This is a genomic window from Microcoleus sp. K1-B1 (assembly GCF_036704705.1).
In the GTDB taxonomy this organism is placed as follows: Bacteria; Cyanobacteriota; Cyanobacteriia; order Cyanobacteriales; family Microcoleaceae; genus Microcoleus.
In genome coordinates this window covers 96,062-114,719 of sequence record NZ_JAUBSH010000008.1, presented here as the reverse complement: position 1 = coordinate 114,719, position 18,658 = coordinate 96,062, and the positions used below count along the sequence as shown (strand labels likewise).

Here is an 18,658-nt window from a genome sequence, read left to right as displayed (position 1 = left end):
GTTGAATCAAGCTGCTAACAAAAATTAGCGAAATTTTCATTTTTTTGATTTACAGTCAACAGTCAACCGTCAACAGTCAACAATTATTCCGGTGCAACGGGAATCAATATTATATGTCAGCAACATACCCGATTTTGTATTCCTTTCGCCGCTGTCCCTATGCTATGCGCGCGCGCTTGGCCTTGATGGTTAGCAATCGGGTGTGTGAGTTGCGGGAAGTTGTTTTGCGAGACAAACCACCAGAGATGTTGGAAGTATCTCCCAAAGGTACAGTACCGATATTGATTGATATTGACGGGCGTGTACTCGATCAAAGTATCGATATCATGTTGTGGGCATTGAGACAACATGATCCTGAAAAATGGTTGATGCCACAGCAAGGTTCTGTTACAGAAATGCTGGAACTAATCGCTCTATTTGATGATAGGTTTAAATATCATCTTGACCGTTATAAGTACCCCGATCGTTATCCCGGTGTTGATGCCGAAGTACATCGTTATGAAGGTTCTTTATTCCTGGAAAAACTAAATTCACAGTTAAGCGCCACTAAATATTTATTTGGTAACAATATAGCATTGGCTGATATGGCGATCGCACCTTTTGTTCGTCAATTTGCTCATACCGATCAAACTTGGTTCAACGAACAGCCTTGGCCACCGTTACAAGCTTGGTTAGCAGGGTTCACAGATTCGGAGATTTATAGCAGTGTGATGCAGAAATATCCGAAATGGGAATCCGGTCATCCAGGCGTTATTTTTCCTTCCTTGTAATTAGTTATTCAGGACTTACGCACTTAAGGGCGTTGAATCAAGAGTTTGAGATTGTTGCACTACGTTTTCTAATGTTAGTTACCATGCCTTATATCTGGCACCATTCTCAATTAGTCTTTTAGGAACAGGCAAGATGCCTGTTCCACAAGAAAATTTATCTTTTGTGGAACGGGCATCTTGCCCGTTCTTGAGAATGGTGCAAGATGTGAGTTTTAACTCATAGGTTGCACCATTCTCAATTAGCCTTTTAGGAACAGGCAAGATGCCTGTTCCACAAGAAAATTTATCTTTTGTGGAACGGGCATCTTGCCCGTTCTTGAGAATGGTGCAAAATGTTAGTTTTAACACATATGTTGCACCATTCTCAAGTAGCCTTTTAGGAACAGGCAAGATGCCTGTTCCACAAGAAAATTTATCTTTTGTGGAACGGGCATCTTGCCCGTTCTTGAGAATGGTGCAAAATGTTAGTTACCGTGCTAAACTTATTTTTTTCAGAATACAAGATTTCCTGTCATTTGACTAGAAAAGTGACGCAGGCAAAAATCGCATTTTGCTAGAATTTTTAACTGGAAAGGATTTATTGTAATCTAGTAAGTATTGTCAGGCTAAAACTATGATTGATGTTGGTTCGTTAGTTCGATCGCCCAGAAACGATTTGGGAGTCGGAAAAGTTGTCGAGGTATCGCGTACTGATGCCGTAGTTGAATATTTTTGCTCAGTTAAAAAGCGCATCCGCAAAACTGTAGCCTTGGGTTTGCTGCAAGAAGCGAGACTTCAGCGCCAAACCCGCTGCTACCTCTGGAGTACCACTCAGGAAAGATGGATAATTGGGCGAGTTTATGACTGGGATGAAGATAAATTAGAGTACGAAATTGACCTGCCCGACAGCCAAAGTTTGCAAGCTGTTGAAAGCGAACTTTACGTTCGCTGCAATATTCCGATCGCCGATCCGATCGACATTTTAGCAGTCAAAGGCCAAGAAACGCCGTATTTTCACGATCGCCGATTGGCATTTGTTCAATCTGCGATCGAACAGCGGGCCGTCAGCCGCGGCATGACAGGTTTAATTTCTGCTAACATAGACCTCTATCCGCACCAAGTTGAAGTCGTCCGGCGCGTCCTAGAAGACCCAATCGTGCGCTATTTATTGGCAGACGAACCAGGACTCGGAAAAACAGTAGAAGCCGGGACAATTCTCCGCCAATTTCTGCTTGATGAACCCAACGGACGCGCTGTGGTACTGGTTCCGAAATACTTGCTCGAACAGTGGCGGCAGGAGTTGGAAAATAAATTCTATTTGTCTCATTTTGCTGACCGAGTGCAGCTTGTGGCTGTTAGCGACATCAATCAAATTAGCCGCAACGCTAACCTAGATTTTCTGATTGTGGATGAAGCGCATGATGTGGCGGCAATGGCAAATTCGAGCGATCGCGCTCAGCAGCAGTCCTTTGAACTCTGTCAGAAACTAGCTCAGAAAAGCAAAAATGTATTGTTATTATCTGCAACGCCAGTTATCGGCCATGAGCAAGATTTTCTAACGATGCTGCACTTGCTAGATCCCGCAACTTACCGTCTTGATGACCTGGAAAGCTTCAAAGAACAGGTGCAAAACCGTCAAGAAATCGGTCGTGCTTTGCTTGATTTTCGAGAAAACGCCAAGCCTGCTGTTTTGCAAACAAAACTCGCTCAACTTCGCACTCTTTTTGCCAAAGATGATTATTTAATCGGATTAGCAACCGAGTTAGAAAGTTGTTTGAAAACTAAAGAAACCGCAGAACAGGCTGGGCTGGTCCGAAGTATTCGCACTCACGTTAGAGATACCTACCGCCTGCATCGTCGCATCCTTCGCAACCGCCGGGATGCGGTTGAGGATGTGATTTTCGATCGAGATGCTGTCCCCAAAACTGAGTATGATCTGAATGATGAACAGTGGTCGGAAATTCAAACCGTACTCGATAAATGGCGCACAGTCGCTCCCAAGTCGAGCGAATATCAGAGAATATTTCTGCTATTTTTCCGCGCTTCGGGTACTTGGCTGAATGTTTTAGAACGGGTTGTCAAAGCTCGCTTGCAGAAAAAATCGACTCCAGAACTCGATCGCGAATTTGGACAAAATGACACGGCAATTTTGACCAAAACGGAGCTGTTTCCCGAAGAAAGGGAAATGCTGGAAACCTTGCTCAATACCCTGGAAAAGCCCCAGGAAGGACTCGATCGACTGAGTTTGTTACGAATCGCGATTCTCCGATTTCTGGCAGTGGCTTTGAAGGTTCCGCGCGAGTATCACAGCAAACCTCGCGATTTGCTGTCGAGAATTCAACAGCAAATTAAACGGCCGATTCCGGGCGAACGTTTCCCGAAAATTGTGATTTTTACCAGTTTTACTGCAACTTGTAAAGAGATTGCAGAAAATTTAGCGAAAATTTTTGGTAAAAATGCGATCGCCAGCCATGACACGAGCAAATCGGCTGATGATGTTGAGTCTAGTCTCAAGCGGTTTAAGACTGAACCCCATTGCTTTATCTTAGTGTGCGATCGATCTGCAGAAGCAGGGGTAAATCTGCAATTGACAGATTGGTTAGTTCACTTCGATTTGCCGTGGTTTCCCCATCAGTTAGAACAAAGACTCGGCAGAGTCGATCGCATTGGCAGCAAAATGGGAGTGCAATTTTGTTTGTTTGCAGGCCCGGATTTGCCAGAGAGTCCCCACGAAGCTTGGTTTCAAGTTTTAAAAGATGGGTTTGATATCTTCAACAAATCTATTGCCAGCCTTCAGTTTTATGCTGAGGAAAAACTTCTCAAACTTGAAGAAAAGTTGTTTGCTGAGGGAGGCAAGGGCTTATCCAGCGAAATAGAAGCGATTAAAACTGAAATCGAACAAGAGAAAATCAAAATTGACGAACAGTACGTTCTCGATGAAATTGATACTCTTGATGACAGCGCATCTCAGTATTTTGAATCTCTCGACAACTGCGATGCTAAGCATAAAGAAATGCAGCGGGCTACTGAAGGTTGGCTGTGTCAAGCTCTTCACTTCAAACAAATCGAACATCCGAGTGTATCGGGGTTGATGCGCTATAAACCTACTCAAAAAACGTTAATTCCCTCGAACGATTTGATGACCAGATTGGTTCCTTATTGTCAGCAATATGGTAGTTACAATCGCCGTATTGCTTATCAGAATGCGGATGTCGCTCTTTACCGCATTGGTGAGGGATTGATCGATGCAATTAGCTCTTATATTCGCTGGGACGATCGCGGTCAAGCTTTTGCTATGTGGCGGCATGATGAAAGTTGGGATGCTGCGCCTGGGAAGGAGTGGTTCGGCTTTCAGTTTAATTATTCAATCCAGACTGATGTGCAGCCGGCTCAGCAAATTTTGCAAGCACAAAACATCGAAAATTACAACTTGAAAGCTTTGCAGCGCCGCGCGGATGCTCTGTTTCTCCCAATTTTTGAAACTGTGTTTGTAGATGCTCGCAGCGAGCAGATGTCTCTGGTGGAAGATGCGGAAATTCTAGCGATTTTGCAGCGGGCTTATAAGGGGAAAGGCGCGCAAAATCGGGATTATAATTTGTCGAAAAATCGCACGTCGCTGATTGACAGTTTTGTCGATCCGCTAGAATGGGATGATTTTTGTCAAAAGGGACGGGTGGTATCGGAGGAGTTGCTGCGCGGGCGATCGGCTTTTGTGGAAATGTGCGAGCAATCTGCTGTCACTGCTGCAATCCAACTCGAAAACCGGGTGAATCAATTGCAATTGCGATTGAATCGACTTTCTAAATCCGAACAACTTTTAGAATCGGTTTTGGCTGATGAAATCAATACCGAAAGTTTGTTGAGTGAAGCGGTTTTAGCTGGTATTCGCCGCCCGCACATGACTCTGGAGTCTGTGGGATTTATTGTGATTTCTGGGCGTCCTCCTGTAAAGTCGGAGGATGAGGGATAATTTGTTGGGGAGGGCGATCGCTCTTTTTGGGGGCGTTCGCTTTTTTTGAACCGCAGATGCAGGCGGATAAACGCGGATGGACGCAGATGAATGAAGGGGCGATCGGTTTTATCTAAACTGCGGAAGTGACAGCAATTTTTAGGTTATGGGACTGTAAAAAGGGTAAGATAAAAGCAGTAGTAATGAGTAGCAGTGATTTAGTTAAAAGGCACGCTTCGGCCTGACATCAAAGCGCGTCGATCGCATGGGAATTGAACCGCACAGCCAAAATGAAGAAGTCTCCGATAAAAATTCTGCTCGTAGAGGACGATGGAGGGCTGAGTGCAACACTGGCACAGGTGTTGGAAGCAAATCATTACGGGTTTGATCGGGCAAATGATGGACAAGTTAGCCTAGACTTGGCAGCAGCAATTGAGTATGACCTGATTTTGTTAGATGTGCAGGTTCCCAAACTAGATGGAATTAGTCTATGTCGGCAATTGCGATCGCAAGGCTACCACAAACCGATCCTGTTAGTGACTGCAAATGATTCAGATGCGGAGGTGGTGGCTCTTTTCGATGCGGGAGCCGATGATTACATCAGCAAGCCTTGTGCTACGGAAGTATTACTGGCAAGAATCCGAACTTTATTGCGACGCAGTAAAGCACTTTCCCCAGGAGGTTCTACTCCCAATTCAGCGGCTAATACATTGACTTGGGGAGATCTTTGTTTAGATTTAGAGTCTGGTAGAGTGACATTTTGCGAAGAAATAATTTCACTGACAGCGACAGAATATAATCTGCTGGAATTATTACTGCGAAATCCCGATCGCATCTTTAGTCGCAGTGCTATTTTGGATCGGCTGTGGGGATTTGATGACGCACCAACCGATCGCGCCATTATCACTCATATTAAGGATGTCAGAAAGAAACTGAAGGCCGGCGGCTTAACTGAAGAAATCATCGAAACAATTTATGGCATGGGCTATCGACTGAAACCGTACACCCCATCTGCGTCGTCTAGTTCAAATAATCCTGGGATTGAGCGCACCCAAAAACCTCAATCTCGCGGGGTAGATAAGTCCGAGATGGACAAAGTTTTAGAGCGGTTTCGGGGAGGCTTCAACCAACAAATTGGTGTATTGGATCAGGCAAAAACTGCTATGTTAGCAGGAAAGTTAGAAACAGAATTACAGCAATCTGCAAAACGTGAAGCTCATAAATTAGCCGGCTCTCTGGGATCGTTTGGTTATCCCGAAGGCTCGAAATTGGCACGCTCTGCAGAGCATTTGCTAATAAACGATCGCTCTTGGACTGCTGAGGAAATTACCCGCTTTTCGGAATTGGTGACAGGATTACAGCAGGAATTAGCCAAAACACCGATTACATCAACGGGTGTACCAGTTTCTACTATTTCAATTTTTAACTATCGGGTTTTGGTAGTTGATGATGATGCTGCATTAACGGAGCGATTGAAAGTAGAATCCGAAGCTTGGGGATTGCGGATGAAAATTGCGCCGAATATTACTGCTGCCCGATCGCGTCTTGCTTTGTCAATGCCCGATGTGATGTTACTAGATTTAAGCTTTGCAGAGACAGAGGAAGATGGATTGACGCTACTGCGAGAGCTGAACGAGCGATCGCCTACTCTTCCTATAATCGTTTTTACCGGACGAGATAGTCTTGCCGATCGCTTGGCTGTATCGCGCTTAGGTGCTAAGCAATTTCTCCACAAACCTGCAACCACCGAGCAAATTTTTCGAGCCATAGCCCGTGTTCTACCCAGTCCTAAAACTTCAGAAGCCAAAGTCTTAATCGTAGATGATGACCCTGTGATGCTGGTTAAATTATCAGCGTTACTGACTCCTTGGGGAATTGAGGTGACAAATCTCAAAGAACCACAGAAATTTTGGGAGGTGTTAATTAGCACTAAGCCCGATTTAGTAGTGCTGGATCTAGAAATGCCGATCGTCAGCGGCTTAGAATTGTGTCAGGTCGTCCGACAAGATATCCAATGGGAAAATTTACCGATTTTAGTGGTGACAGCCCATACCGATCCAGAATCTCTCCAACAAGCTTTTGCAGCGGGAGCCGATGATTTTATTACCAAGCCGGTACTAGGGCCTGAATTAGTCACGCGGGTACTCAGCCGAATCAGGCGCACTCGTCCTTTACTTAAGCCTGGGAATACTTAAATAGAACTTATACCAATTTTTTATGAGGCCCCGTAGAATCCGATCCCCCCTAGCCCCCCTTAATAAGGGGGGGACAAGATTCCGCTCAAAGTCCCCCAACAATCAGGGGGATTTAGGGGGATCGAGATATGTGCAACTTCACATTAAATTGGTATTACGCACGAGGGCTAAAAACCCGGTTTCTGCCTCCAGCTAAAAAATGTAATTAATTAAGTAGATTAATGATAGAACATACTGATGAAGATTATGGGAAATGGCAACAACAGCCACAGCCAATCCTTGCTAAAACAGCACTTTCTGTCTCCGAATCCCTAAAACTAGAAGATATTCTCAACACTACGGTAACGGAACTCAGAAACGTTCTGCAATGCGATCGCGTAATTATCTTCCAATTTGCTTCTGACTGGAGCGGAAAGGTGGTCGTAGAGTCAGTTGGTTCAGAATGGACAGCAATCTTATCCACTGAGATACACGATCCTTGCTTGGCTGAAAGCTATATCGAACCCTTCAAACAAGGCTTATTCACCTCTAAATCTGATATTTATTCTGCTGGAATTGATACTTGCCACCGGGAATTCCTGGCAACTTTTAAAGTTAGAGCTAACCTGGTTATTCCTATCCTTAAGGGAGAAGAACTTTGGGGATTATTGATTGCCCATCAGTGTGCAGCACCTCGCGAATGGCAACCCTCCGAAATTGAACTCATGCGACAGCTAGCAACTCAAGCTGGAATTGTTATTCAGCAAGCTGATTTATTTGATCAAGTACAAACGGAAGTGAGGGAGCGCCAACAAGCAGAAATTGCCCTACAACATCTCAATACTGAACTCGAACAACGAGGCATAGAACGGACAGCAGAACTCACTGAAGTCAACCATAGCTTGCAACACGATCTCACTCAAGTTGAAGACCTCTATAATAATGCTCCCTGTGGCTATCATTCCCTAGATGCAGAAGGAACAATAATTATGATTAATGATACGGAACTGAAGTGGTTAGGCTATACCCGCGAGGAAATGGTCTACAAAAAGAAATTTGTTGATTTAATTACACTTGAAAGCAAAAATATTTTTTATCAAAACTTTCCCTTATTTAAAAAACAAGGGTACATCAATAATTTAGAGTTTCAAATTTTAAATAAAAACGGAAAACCCATTTGGGTTAACTTAAATGCTACAGCAATTTATGATGAAGCAGGTAACTTCATGATGAGTCGTTCTAGCGTATTTGATATCACCGAGCGCAAACGTACTGAAGAAGCATTCCGCCAATATGAACGAATCCTATTCCATACAACCGATATGATTGTACTGATGAATAGCAACTATATTTATCAAATAGTTAATCAATCTTATTTGAAGTGGTGCAACAAATCTGAAAGCGAAGTTATTGGAAATTCTGTTAGAAATATCCTGGATGCAGACGTGTTCGATAATATGATTAAACCTAGGTTAGACAGATGTTTGGCTGGCGAAACAATTCAGTCTGAAAACTGGTTTAACTCTCCCAATTTAGTCAGGCAATTTTTGAGCGTTACCTATACGCCGTTACGTGATATAGGCGAAAAGATTGTAGGGGTAATCGTCAGTCTGCGCGATCTGACTAAACTTAAACAAGCCGAACAAATGCTGGAACTTCAGGCTGTCATTACCCGCAACATGGCGGAAGGAATTTGCTTAGTAAGAGTAGATAATGCAGTTATTGTCTATGCCAATCCTAAATTTGAGCAGATGTTTGGCTATGACTCTGGCGAACTCAACGGTCAACACGTTTCGATTCTCAACTATGCCACCGAATCGGTCAATCCTGAAGATGTAAATCAAGCTATTCGGTCTGCCGTTTTACAAAAGGGTGAATTTAGCTATGAAGTCCACAATGTCAAGAAAGATGGGACTCCATTTTGGTGTAGTGCCACTTGCTGTGTATTCAATCATTCCGACTATGGCGATGTTCTGGTGGCAGTTCATCAAGATATCACAGTAGCGAAGCACCTCGAAGAAGTTCGACAAGAGGCGGAAGCAGCCTTACTACAGAAATCTAGAAAGGAACATTTGCTATGGAGGATTACTCAAGGGATTCGCCAATCTTTGGATCTGAATGCTGTTCTAAATACTGCTGTTATTGAAATCAGGCAGACATTACAAACTGATCGCACTGCCATTTACCGCTTTAATCCTGATTGGAGTGGTGATTTTGTCGTGGAGTCAGTTGGTGAGGGTTGGGTAAAACTGATAGGAAGCGATCTTCAAAAAAATTGTGTAGATACCTATCTGCAAGAAACTCAAGGCGGTCGATTCCGCAATCATGAAATTTTTGTTATTAATAATATTTACCGCGATGAAATTCAACCATGTCATATCGAGCTAGTGGAACAATTTCAAGCAAAAAGTTATGCGGTTCTCCCGATATTTTTGAGAGAAAATCTCTGGGGTTTGTTAGCTATCTACCAAAATGCTGCACCTCGTCAATGGCAATCGTGGGAAATAGAATTACTTGAACAGATTGCCAGCCAATTGTCGATCGCCATTCAGCAATCCAAACTCTACCGACAACTTCAGCTAGAACTGCAAGAACGTAAGCAAGCCGAAGCCACGATCCGAGAAGCCGAACGCCGCTGGCGATCGCTCTTGGATAACGTGCAGTTGATTGTGGTCGGACTTAATATAGAGGGAAATGTCAATTACGTTAATCCTTTTTTCTTAAAAATTACGGGATATACTCACGCAGAAGTGGTTGGGAAAAATTGGTTTGAAAACTTCTTACCCGGTTCTCTTCAAGAATCAGTTAAAATTGTTTTTTCGGAAGTTTTAGCCCATAACTTTCATCCCTATTATCAAAATTTTATCGTGACAAAATCTGGTGAAGAACGGTTCATTGCGTGGAACAATACCATGCTGCAAGATTCAGAGGGAAACATCATTGGAACTATCAGCATTGGGGAAGATATTACCGAACGACAAAGGATAGAACATATTAAAGATGAGTTCATTGGCATTGTCAGCCATGAACTTCGCACTCCTTTGACAGGAATTCAAATGTCATTGGGATTAATAAAAAGTGGGGTTTATGATAAAAAGCCCGAAAAATCTAGACGCATGATTGAAATTGCCCTCCTCGATACCAATCGTTTAGTGAACCTGGTTAATGATATTTTAGATTTGGAGCGCCTAGACTCCGGGCGGGGAATTATGGATAAAACTGTTTGCAAAGCTGCCGATTTGATGCAGCAAGCAGTAGATAGCATTCAGGCGATCGCTACTCAACAACGGATCTCATTAATCGTTACCCCCACGGATGCAGAAGTCTGGGCAACAGGAGATGCGATCGTCCAAACCTTAACAAATTTGCTCAGTAATGCGATTAAATTCTCACCTGCCAATTCCACAATTGATCTGAGTGCCCAAAACCAGACAGACTTTGTGCTGTTCCAAGTTAGCGATCGCGGGCGAGGCATTCCTGCCGATAAACTAGAACTCATTTTTGGGCGATTTCAGCAAGTCGATGCCTCCGACTCCCGTGAAAAAGGAGGCACCGGTTTAGGTTTAGCAATCTGTCGCAGTATAGTTGAGCGGCATGGTGGAAAAATCTGGGCGGAAAGTATCTTAGGTGAAGGCAGCACATTTTGCTTCACCCTACCCTTAGCCATCATTGAATAACGCTGAGATTAATCTGTAGCATCCATCCCAAATCCAAAATCTCCAATCCAAAATCCCATGACAGACAGACAAATTTTAGTTGTTGACGATGAAGAACACCTTCGGGAACTTGTGCAAGCCTGCTTAGAAGATTTAGGCGGATGGGAAACCGTGGGGGCAGGATCGGGAGAGGAATGTTTACAAATACTGCAAACAGAACAACCCAACGCTATTTTGCTAGATGTCTCTATGCCGGGAATGGATGGGTTTGCCGTGTACGAGCTCCTCCAATCCGATCCGATTACCCGATCGATTCCAGTGATTCTGCTGACAGCGAAAGTTTTGCCCAGCGATCGGGCTAAATTTGCCCAGATGGCGGTAGCTGGGGTAATTGCCAAACCCATCCAACCCATTACCCTGACGGAAGAAGTAGCAGAGATTTTGGGATGGGATGAATAGCTTTCACCATTTTTGTCAATTTTTGTAACAATAACGGAATCTTTACCAATTCCTTACCGTTGCTATTTAGTCTCCTGTTATGCAGCTAAAAGTTCTTTGCATTAGGAGGAGACTCAATGAATGCTTTTCAGGCTTTGAATGATGTAAATCAGGATCTCGGAGGTTCATTTTCCGGTTTGCCCACTGCTTGTCAGCAATGCACACTTGGGATTGCTCATACAGAGGAAAAACCGATCGCAGGTATTAAAATTCAAGAAAAGGATGTGACACTTATCCTTAAAGTTGACATTTCTGACATTCATCTTGTCAAATTGAATCTCCAAATCACTCCAGAAACTGTTTTAATCCAAGGTCAACCTACCGAAGTGGCTGGAGTAGAAGGTTATTTCCTTCCTAGTGGATTTCAAACTCTCATCCCGTTGCCCCACCGCGTACATCCTGAAATCTATGGGACTGAAATACACCAGGATGGTTTAACAATTCAGCTTGCTAAAGCATTGAGAATTCCGCCATCCGAAGTTCGGATTCAACTCTCAAATACACATCTTTGAGCGATTGCTTAAAGATGTGTATTTGAGACAAAATTGGCAACCGAAAAATAGATTCCTAATCAACCAAAATAAAATGAACGCTTTGCAAGTAGCTAATTATGAGGGCAGTCTCCTGTCCGAAAACAAGATGAAAGGGAAGCAAATTCTCATCGTTGATGACCAAGAGCACCTCCGCGAACTGGTACAGTTGTGCCTGGAAGACCTCGCGGGATGGAACACCCTGGTGGCCGAATCAGGAGAAGAATGTTTACAAATCCTACAAACAGAACGACCTAATGCTATTTTGCTGGATTTATCAATGCCAGGAATGGATGGGTTTGCTGTGTACGATCGTCTCCAATCCGATCCCATAACTCGATCGATTCCAGTGATTCTGCTGACAGCAAGAGTTATGTCAACCGATATGGCTCAATTTGCCCAAATGGGTGTTGCTGGGGTAATTCCCAAACCATTTGAAGCCACCATCCTGCCGGGAAAAGTGAGAGAGATTTTGGGATGGGATGATTGACACTCCCTGGTATGGCAGATGCAGGATTCTTAAGACTTTAACTCTACATTGATAGAGTTGCTGCTTCTACGCAGCTTACAGCACTTGGCAACAAGAGACAAATACACTTTCATCTATAAAAAAGAGGTTTTTATGACAAGCTGTCCTTGCTGCACGAATCAAATGCTGCGTCACGTTCGCCAAAGTCAAGTATACTGGTTGTGCCGTCAGTGTTGGCAAGAAATGCCTGTTTACCCTCTTAACAGCTACGGTTCATCTCTCTCTATAAATGTAGTTACAGACTTAAGGATTAAGAAGCAAATTTTTTCAGAGGCGATAGTTTTAAGGTGAAATCCCATCGCACAGGCGTGACGCCCGTGCCACAATGGAGGCTGATGAATAAAAGGTATCTCGCACTTACGGGCTAAACCTCTTCAAAAATCGCGCCTCGCTGCTGTAGATTCACCTGCATCTCCTCATCCATTCCTGAATTGTTCCCGAATCTGGCTGACTCGACATTCGCACCGCTGAAATTAGTATTTGTTAAGTTCACTTCCAGCAGATTTGCGCCGCTCAAATTGGCACCGCTGAGGTTAGCTAAAGCTAGACTTGCTTTGTGCAAATCTGCGCCACTTAAATCAGCATTTCCTAAGAAAGCCCCACTCAAATCTGCACCGCCGAATTTGGCATTTTGCAGGTTGGCGTCGCTGAAATCGGCATCGTTTAAGGTTGCGCCCCGGAAATTTGCCCGATCGAGATTGGCGCTGCTAAAATCCACTGCACTTAAAGTCGTTCCCCGCAAGCTGCTACCCGCGAAATCTAGTGCTGGATTGAGATTGGCGATTTGTGCCAACTCTACAAAATTGTCGGTTTCAGCGGAGATAATGCGATCGACCATTTCCTGCAATTCCGATTCAGCTTCCGGGACAATTTCCACTTCGCGCGGTTCAACCGGAGGCAAATTGTAGGATAATAGCGCCCAACTGAGAGCAGGTTTGAGTTTATTTTCTTGCAGGTATATAGTCAGGATTCTTTCTAAAACCGAATGTTGATTTGGCGTGATTTCGTGCGGCCACAAACCCTCCGCATCTGTGAGATAAATATCTTCTTTAGCCACTTCAAAAGCGGCCGCCATCCGAAATTCTTTGGCAGCAATTTCTCCCAGCTTAGCACTTTTTAGCAAACCTTTTAATACTGATTTGCCTTGTTCTACTGCAAAAATCCAAGCTGGCGTTGTATCATCACTGATTGTGGAAACGTGACAAAATATGCTCTCTATTTCCTTAGTTTTTTCAGCCTTCTCCCCCCCCGGAACTGCCCGCTGACTTTCAGTTACTAAATTTTCTGCACTGCTTTGAATTGCCAGGGTTTCTTCTATTGGCAAAAGCTTGAAAGAACCGACTAACTGACGTGAGGCTACGGGTATTTCGCAGTTTTCTAGATAGAGTTTGAGCGTCCCGCCTTGCAGACCAAATTTGACGCGACCACCTAGCAGGGGTTCCCAATGCTCGTTAAAATTCAGGCTCAAGTGAATGTCGAGCTGCTGGGTTTGGGGTGCAACTGATGGAACTGGAATTGCTTCAAATTGCATCCACAAGCAATCTGGGTATTTGTTGTGAGAATCTAGCGATCGCATATCGGGTAGAATTGCTGGCACTACCAGCCTGTAATTGATATTTAAATTAGTTTATCATCTCTATTTTATCACAACACAGTTTTTTTTCGTGGGTTGAAACTGTAAATTTTGTTTAATTTTATCCGCAACTCATAGGTTTGGCTGAATTTGGCTTTTTACCCAATTCCGAAATGCTTTTACTAATTCCAAATAATCCATTGTTTCTGCTTGTTCCAAAAATCTGACAATCTCTAATATCGGTAAGCTGGGAAATGCTAAACTGATATCGCCCTCAACGTATTCTCCATTTTCTAATCTGTTGATTCTGAGTCGCGATCCATTATAAATCCAAACTTCCGGCACTCCCAGATCCGCATAAACCTGCAAGGTATTTTCCGAACGGCTGGTAATATCAATTTCCACCACTAAATCCGGCGGCGGATCTTGAGTCATATCGATTCTTTTTTTGCCTTTAACTGCACTAATATTCTGAATGTAAAAACATTCACCCGGTTCTACACCGCTGAGTTCAGGACGTTTAAATGTGGTAGATCCAAGAGGTTCAATTCTCACCTCTAATTCTTCCGCTAAGGTTTCAACAAATCGACCCAATACTTGTTTGAAGCGTTCGTGTTCTGGAGAAGGTACCATAATTTCCAGATTGCCACGATTATATGTCAGTCGAATTTGCCGATCGCCGATTTCGGCAAGCAAATTTTCGTAGGTTTGCCAACTGATACCCGATAGGTGGACGATTTGTTCCGGCGGGGAGAGAGTTTGAGCAGTCATCTGATTTTAGATTTTAGATTTTAGATTTTAGATTTCTCCCGCGAATAAATTAGGGGTCAGAAACCAAATTGTTTTGGATGATAGCGATTAAAAGGGCGGGTTTTTGAGATTGTCAATTATTGGCAGATATTTTTCGTGAACCCGCCCCTACCGTATTAGGGGTAATCGACCGGACATAATATCATTCCTTTGCACTTTTAGATTATATCGAAAAAAGCTCGATCGCTCTTTAATTACTGAGTTAAAATATGTGCGGTCGAGCCAGAATGTTTAGTCACCAATCTGCGCGGGAAATACCGAAGACAAATCCAGAGACAACTCTGGAAAACCCGGAATTACCACCATCTGATTTGGCAAAACAACTCGTTGCAATTGATAACTAAAACTCCCGTTTTGTTTCCGATAAGGTTCGCTGTGCATTTCCAGATGACGAGCGACCAAATTAAATATCCAATAATTAGAAATCCCAGTTTCCGCATAGAGAGACAACTTCGTTTTGCGATCGTACTTCAAAGTAGAATCGGAAACCTCAATTACCAACAAAATATCCGCAGGCTGCGGGTGAGAAGATAAATAATTGTCCGAACGATTGCGGGCAATCACAACATCGGGTTCTGGTTCGCTATCATCCGTCAAAGTAATCGGCTCTTGTGCGCGCACAAGAGCGCGTCTTGCCAGTAAAATGATTAACTCCTGAACTAAAAGACTGTTACAAAAAGAGTGCAGCCTACCTTTAGCAGACATAATGATAATTTCTCCGCGAATCAATTCAACTCGGTCATCGGGGGCGAAAAATCCCAGTTCTCCCAAACGGTGATATTCAGTGATCGAGAATCTTTTTGCAGTTACGGCAGTCATAGCTTTTCTTACCCTCTACAATTACCAACCTTTCCAATTAATTCTACTCAAAAATCCCGCCCCGTGCCATCAATTCAACCTTCAGGGCTTCCGAAATTCCGACACAACCCAAAAACTTCGCATTTTTAACCACTGTATTTTTCAAATCAGCGCGGCTCAAATCAGCACCGTTTAAATTCGCTCCACTCAAATTAACACCGCTTAAATCAGCATTTTTGAAATCAGTATTTGTCAAATTAGCATTTACTAAAATCGCATTCGGTAAATAAGCACTGCTCAAATTGGCGCCGGTTAAATTTGCACCGCTCAAATTCGCCCTGGGCAGCTTTGTCCGCAAATCAGCACCGCTCAAATTGGCGCTGCTGAGCTCAGCATCCCGCAAATTAGCATTGCACAAATTAGCATCAATTAAAATAGCAGCGCTCAGCAAAGCACCGCTGAGATCTGCCAAAGTCAAGTCTGCGCCTCGGAGGTTGGTTTCGCGCAAATCCGCACCGTTAAAATCAGTGTAATGCAAGTCAAAACCGCTTAAATTAGCCCCAGCAAAATCCTCAATCGGATTCAAACCAACTGTTTCTGCAAGTTGTAAAAAACTCTTATTTTTATCAATTAAAAACAGTTCCCGGACGATCGCCAATTGCTGCTGTCGGTACTCGTCGGCCTTCTCGTAATCTGCTAAATACTTGTAACCGAGCTTCAAATTCTTGAGAGCATTGCGCTCAATGCGATCGTCCTTGCTAGTGCGGGCGAGCGACAACTGCTGGTGATAGCATTCGATCGCACCAGGCAAATCTCCCTTAGCATCGTAAGCTAGCGCCAAATTGCCCAAAGTTTCGAGCTCAGAGCGCCCGTCGCCCGTGTCCCGCGCGATCGCCAAACGCTGCTGCTGGTAATCAATAGCACCAGAAAAATCCTCAAGAGCACAGCAAGCATTGCCCAGATTTCCCAAAGCATTTGCCTCGCCCCGGCGATCGCCAATTTCCCGCGCTAACATCAAATGTTGCTGGTAGCAGTCGATCGCCTGAGCATAATTTCCCAGCGCTTCGTAAGCTACGCCCATATTACCCAGCGCCGCACCCGATCGGCGCTTATCGTCCATTGAGCGATACAGCGCCAGCGCTTCCTGCCAACAACCCAGCGCCGCCTCAAATTGGCGCGCCTGATATTGCGAAATCCCCTGCTTGATTAGCTCGCTAGCTTGTTCGCTCATAATGTCAAAATTAGTTAATAACTAAAATTGATATTAATCGACTCAAAGCGGTAATTGCTAATCGGTAATCGGTAATCGGGGATCAGTATGGCCCATCCCCCTCTCCCCATCCGTATTTTCACGTCCGTACAAAAAAAAAGACAAAAAAAGAGAGAGCTACCTAAGTAACTCTCTCTGCCATCAGGGTGCATCTACATAACACAATATAACACTATCAGGATGAGGGGTGTCACCCCCAAACGTGAAGATGTTGTAAAGAAATGTAGATTAATTATAAAGTTACGAGCCAGCGAGAATGGCGAACTCAGGAAAAACCGATCGCCCGCCGCTGTATCCGCTACACGACCCCCTTAACGACTGCTTAGCCTGGGGCGTTAAGCTTCGCCGCCAGCAGCTCATTGGTCAGTTTGGGATCAGCTCGGCCGCCCGTTTCCTTCATCACCTTGCCGACAAAAAAGCCCAGCAGCTTAGTTTTGCCGCCTCGGTACTGTTCGAGCTCCTTGGGATTGGCTGCCAACACGGCATCGATGGCTTGATCGATCGCCCCAGTATCCGAAATTTGAATCAAACCCTTGCTTTCAACAAACTTCTGAGGCGAACCACCGTTTGCCAGCAACTCCGGCAAAATATCCTTAGCGATTTTGCCACTGATCGTACCGGCCTCAATTAACCCCAGCAGTTCGGCTAAATCCTGCGGTTGGAAAGGAATTTCTGCGATCGCCAGTTTTTCATTTTTCAGATAAGCAGTTATATCGCCCATCACCCAATTCGCAGCTTGTTTAGCCACAGCACCGGCGGCGATCGATTTTTCAAAATACTCCGCCACCGCTTTGTCGTCAGTCAGCACCCGCGCGTCGTAGGGAGAAAGACCGAGCTCAGTTTCGTAGCGATTGCGCTTTTGCGCCGGCAATTCTGGCAGTTGAGCTTGCCAATCCTGCAATTGCTCAGTCGAAACTTTGATCGGAGGCAAATCCGGTTCCGGGAAATACCGATAATCGCTCGCGCCTTCCTTAACCCGCATACTGAAAGTACACTGCTTGTTTTCATCCCACAGCCGCGTTTCTTGAACGATGGTTTCGCCATTTTCCACAGCTTGAATTTGCCGCTCGATCTCATAATCGATCGCCCGTTCGATCGCATTAAAAGAGTTCATATTTTTAATTTCCACCTTCGTGCCGAACTCTTTTCTGCCCACGGGGCGCACCGAAATATTCACGTCGCACCGGAGCGAACCTTCCTGCATATTCCCGTCGCCAACACCGATGTAGCGCACGATCCGGCGCAATTCTTGACCGTATTCGGCAGCTTCCGCGCCCGATCGCAAATCCGGTTCCGAAACAATTTCGATTAGAGGCACACCGGCACGGTTGTAATCCACCATTGAATAAGTTGAACCGCTGAGCCGATCGCTGCCGCCGTGAACCAATTTTCCGGCATCTTCCTCCATGTGCAAGCGAGTGATCCCGATTTTTTTTCTAGTAGAATTTCCCGTCTCATCCACCAGTTCAATTTCTAGCCAACCGTTAGTAGCGATCGGCAAATCGAACTGAGAAATTTGATAATTTTTCGGCAAATCGGGATAGAAATATTGCTTGCGGTCAAACTTACTGTAAGGTGCGATTTCGCAGTTGAGAGCCAGCCCTGCTTTCACCGCATACTCCAGCACTTTTTGATTTAATACTGGCAAAACTCCCGGCATTCCCATACAAATTGGGTCAATGTTAGTATTTGGGGCATTGCCAAATTCTGTAGAAGAACTGGAGAAAATTTTAGTATTCGTACTCAATTGACAATGAGTTTCGAGACCGATAATGGCTTCGTACTGAGTTTGGTTTTTTATCGAAGAGGGTGCAGCAGCAGTCATAAGCGATTTAAAAGACTGAATAACTTTAGATTTTATTTTAGCTTTTTATTGACCAAAGTGATTGGAGAGTATTTGTAGGTAGCGGCGGTTTCATTGGTGTCAACAAGCGCGTCAAACCCTTAGTTCGGCAGGTTTAAACCCCTGCCGGACTTGGAGAAAGCGTGTTTAGTTGAGACAAATGGGGATCTGCATAGGCCACGCCCTGCTACAGATTCGCGATCGACCCAAGCCCGCAGCCACGCCGATCTCCTTTTGAGCGCCCCCAAACAACAACTCTGTGCAAAAATATACTTAGGG

13 protein-coding genes are annotated in these 18,658 nt (G+C 44.4%); 7 read left to right on the top strand and 6 right to left on the bottom strand.

The features are described 5' to 3' along the window. Nucleotides 1–113 precede the first annotated feature (113 nt). Nucleotides 114–770 (top strand): glutathione S-transferase, encoded by a 657-nt coding sequence (locus tag QUA83_RS04820; RefSeq protein WP_333291893.1) that lies wholly within the window; start codon nt 114–116, stop codon nt 768–770. A gap of 78 nt (nt 771–848) precedes the next feature. Here QUA83_RS04820 and QUA83_RS04815 read toward each other — a convergent pair whose 3' ends face one another. Next, nucleotides 849–1,160, bottom strand: a complete 312-nt coding sequence (locus QUA83_RS04815; RefSeq protein WP_333291892.1) for a hypothetical protein — start codon at nt 1,158–1,160, stop codon at nt 849–851. A 223-nt stretch (nt 1,161–1,383) separates the two neighbouring features. Between QUA83_RS04815 and dpdE the strand changes: the two genes are divergently transcribed. The 6 genes from dpdE to QUA83_RS04785 all read left to right on the top strand — a co-directional run bounded on the left by dpdE (nt 1,384) and on the right by QUA83_RS04785 (nt 12,046). Then, nucleotides 1,384–4,719 carry a protein DpdE gene (dpdE, locus tag QUA83_RS04810; protein ID WP_333291891.1) on the top strand — a complete coding sequence of 1,112 codons (3,336 nt, stop codon included), beginning with the start codon at nt 1,384–1,386 and terminating at the stop codon, nt 4,717–4,719. 269 nt (nt 4,720–4,988) lie between these two features. After that, complete coding sequence (locus tag QUA83_RS04805) at nt 4,989–6,893, top strand: response regulator (protein WP_333291890.1); 1,905 nt, start codon at nt 4,989–4,991, stop codon at nt 6,891–6,893. Between the two features lie 221 nt (nt 6,894–7,114). Continuing rightward, a complete protein-coding gene (locus QUA83_RS04800; protein WP_333291889.1) occupies nt 7,115–10,549 on the top strand; it encodes a PAS domain S-box protein in 3,435 nt (1,144 codons plus the stop codon). Nucleotides 10,550–10,606: 57 nt separating this feature from the next. Then, nucleotides 10,607–10,987, top strand: a complete 381-nt coding sequence (locus QUA83_RS04795) for a response regulator (protein WP_333291888.1) — start codon at nt 10,607–10,609, stop codon at nt 10,985–10,987. A 116-nt stretch (nt 10,988–11,103) separates the two neighbouring features. Continuing rightward, nucleotides 11,104–11,538 carry a hypothetical protein gene (locus QUA83_RS04790; protein ID WP_333291887.1) on the top strand — a complete coding sequence of 145 codons (435 nt, stop codon included), beginning with the start codon at nt 11,104–11,106 and terminating at the stop codon, nt 11,536–11,538. 127 nt (nt 11,539–11,665) lie between these two features. Continuing rightward, a complete protein-coding gene (locus QUA83_RS04785; RefSeq protein ID WP_333291908.1) occupies nt 11,666–12,046 on the top strand; it encodes a response regulator in 381 nt (126 codons plus the stop codon). 403 nt (nt 12,047–12,449) lie between these two features. Here QUA83_RS04785 and QUA83_RS04780 read toward each other — a convergent pair whose 3' ends face one another. The 5 genes from QUA83_RS04780 to gatB form a co-directional block, all read right to left on the bottom strand. Beyond that, entirely contained in the window at nt 12,450–13,682 is a 1,233-nt protein-coding gene (locus tag QUA83_RS04780; RefSeq protein ID WP_333291886.1) for a pentapeptide repeat-containing protein, read from the bottom strand. Nucleotides 13,683–13,790: 108 nt separating this feature from the next. Further along, on the bottom strand, nt 13,791–14,429 hold the full coding sequence (locus QUA83_RS04775; protein ID WP_333291885.1) for a Uma2 family endonuclease: 639 nt from the start codon (nt 14,427–14,429) through the stop codon (nt 13,791–13,793). Between the two features lie 270 nt (nt 14,430–14,699). Continuing rightward, on the bottom strand, nt 14,700–15,287 hold the full coding sequence (locus QUA83_RS04770; RefSeq protein ID WP_333291884.1) for a Uma2 family endonuclease: 588 nt from the start codon (nt 15,285–15,287) through the stop codon (nt 14,700–14,702). 43 nt (nt 15,288–15,330) lie between these two features. Further along, on the bottom strand, nt 15,331–16,497 hold the full coding sequence (locus tag QUA83_RS04765) for a pentapeptide repeat-containing protein (protein WP_333291883.1): 1,167 nt from the start codon (nt 16,495–16,497) through the stop codon (nt 15,331–15,333). A 361-nt stretch (nt 16,498–16,858) separates the two neighbouring features. After that, nucleotides 16,859–18,361: an Asp-tRNA(Asn)/Glu-tRNA(Gln) amidotransferase subunit GatB gene (gene gatB, locus QUA83_RS04760; protein ID WP_333291882.1), complete on the bottom strand. Its 1,503-nt coding sequence runs from the start codon at nt 18,359–18,361 to the stop codon at nt 16,859–16,861. Between the last annotated feature and the right edge of the window lie 297 nt (nt 18,362–18,658).

Excerpts from the sequence above, each read along its gene's own strand:
- QUA83_RS04800 (WP_333291889.1), top strand. The coding sequence starts at position 7,115 with ATGATAGAACATACTGATGAAGATTATGGGAAATGGCAACAACAGCCA.
- gatB (WP_333291882.1), bottom strand. The coding sequence starts at position 18,361 with ATGACTGCTGCTGCACCCTCTTCGATAAAAAACCAAACTCAGTACGAA.
- QUA83_RS04765 (WP_333291883.1), bottom strand. The coding sequence starts at position 16,497 with ATGAGCGAACAAGCTAGCGAGCTAATCAAGCAGGGGATTTCGCAATAT.
- QUA83_RS04820 (WP_333291893.1), top strand. The coding sequence starts at position 114 with ATGTCAGCAACATACCCGATTTTGTATTCCTTTCGCCGCTGTCCCTAT.
- QUA83_RS04770 (WP_333291884.1), bottom strand. The coding sequence starts at position 15,287 with ATGACTGCCGTAACTGCAAAAAGATTCTCGATCACTGAATATCACCGT.
- QUA83_RS04805 (WP_333291890.1), top strand. The coding sequence starts at position 4,989 with ATGAAGAAGTCTCCGATAAAAATTCTGCTCGTAGAGGACGATGGAGGG.
- QUA83_RS04790 (WP_333291887.1), top strand. The coding sequence starts at position 11,104 with ATGAATGCTTTTCAGGCTTTGAATGATGTAAATCAGGATCTCGGAGGT.
- dpdE (WP_333291891.1), top strand. The coding sequence starts at position 1,384 with ATGATTGATGTTGGTTCGTTAGTTCGATCGCCCAGAAACGATTTGGGA.
- QUA83_RS04795 (WP_333291888.1), top strand. The coding sequence starts at position 10,607 with ATGACAGACAGACAAATTTTAGTTGTTGACGATGAAGAACACCTTCGG.
- QUA83_RS04775 (WP_333291885.1), bottom strand. The coding sequence starts at position 14,429 with ATGACTGCTCAAACTCTCTCCCCGCCGGAACAAATCGTCCACCTATCG.
- QUA83_RS04785 (WP_333291908.1), top strand. The coding sequence starts at position 11,666 with ATGAAAGGGAAGCAAATTCTCATCGTTGATGACCAAGAGCACCTCCGC.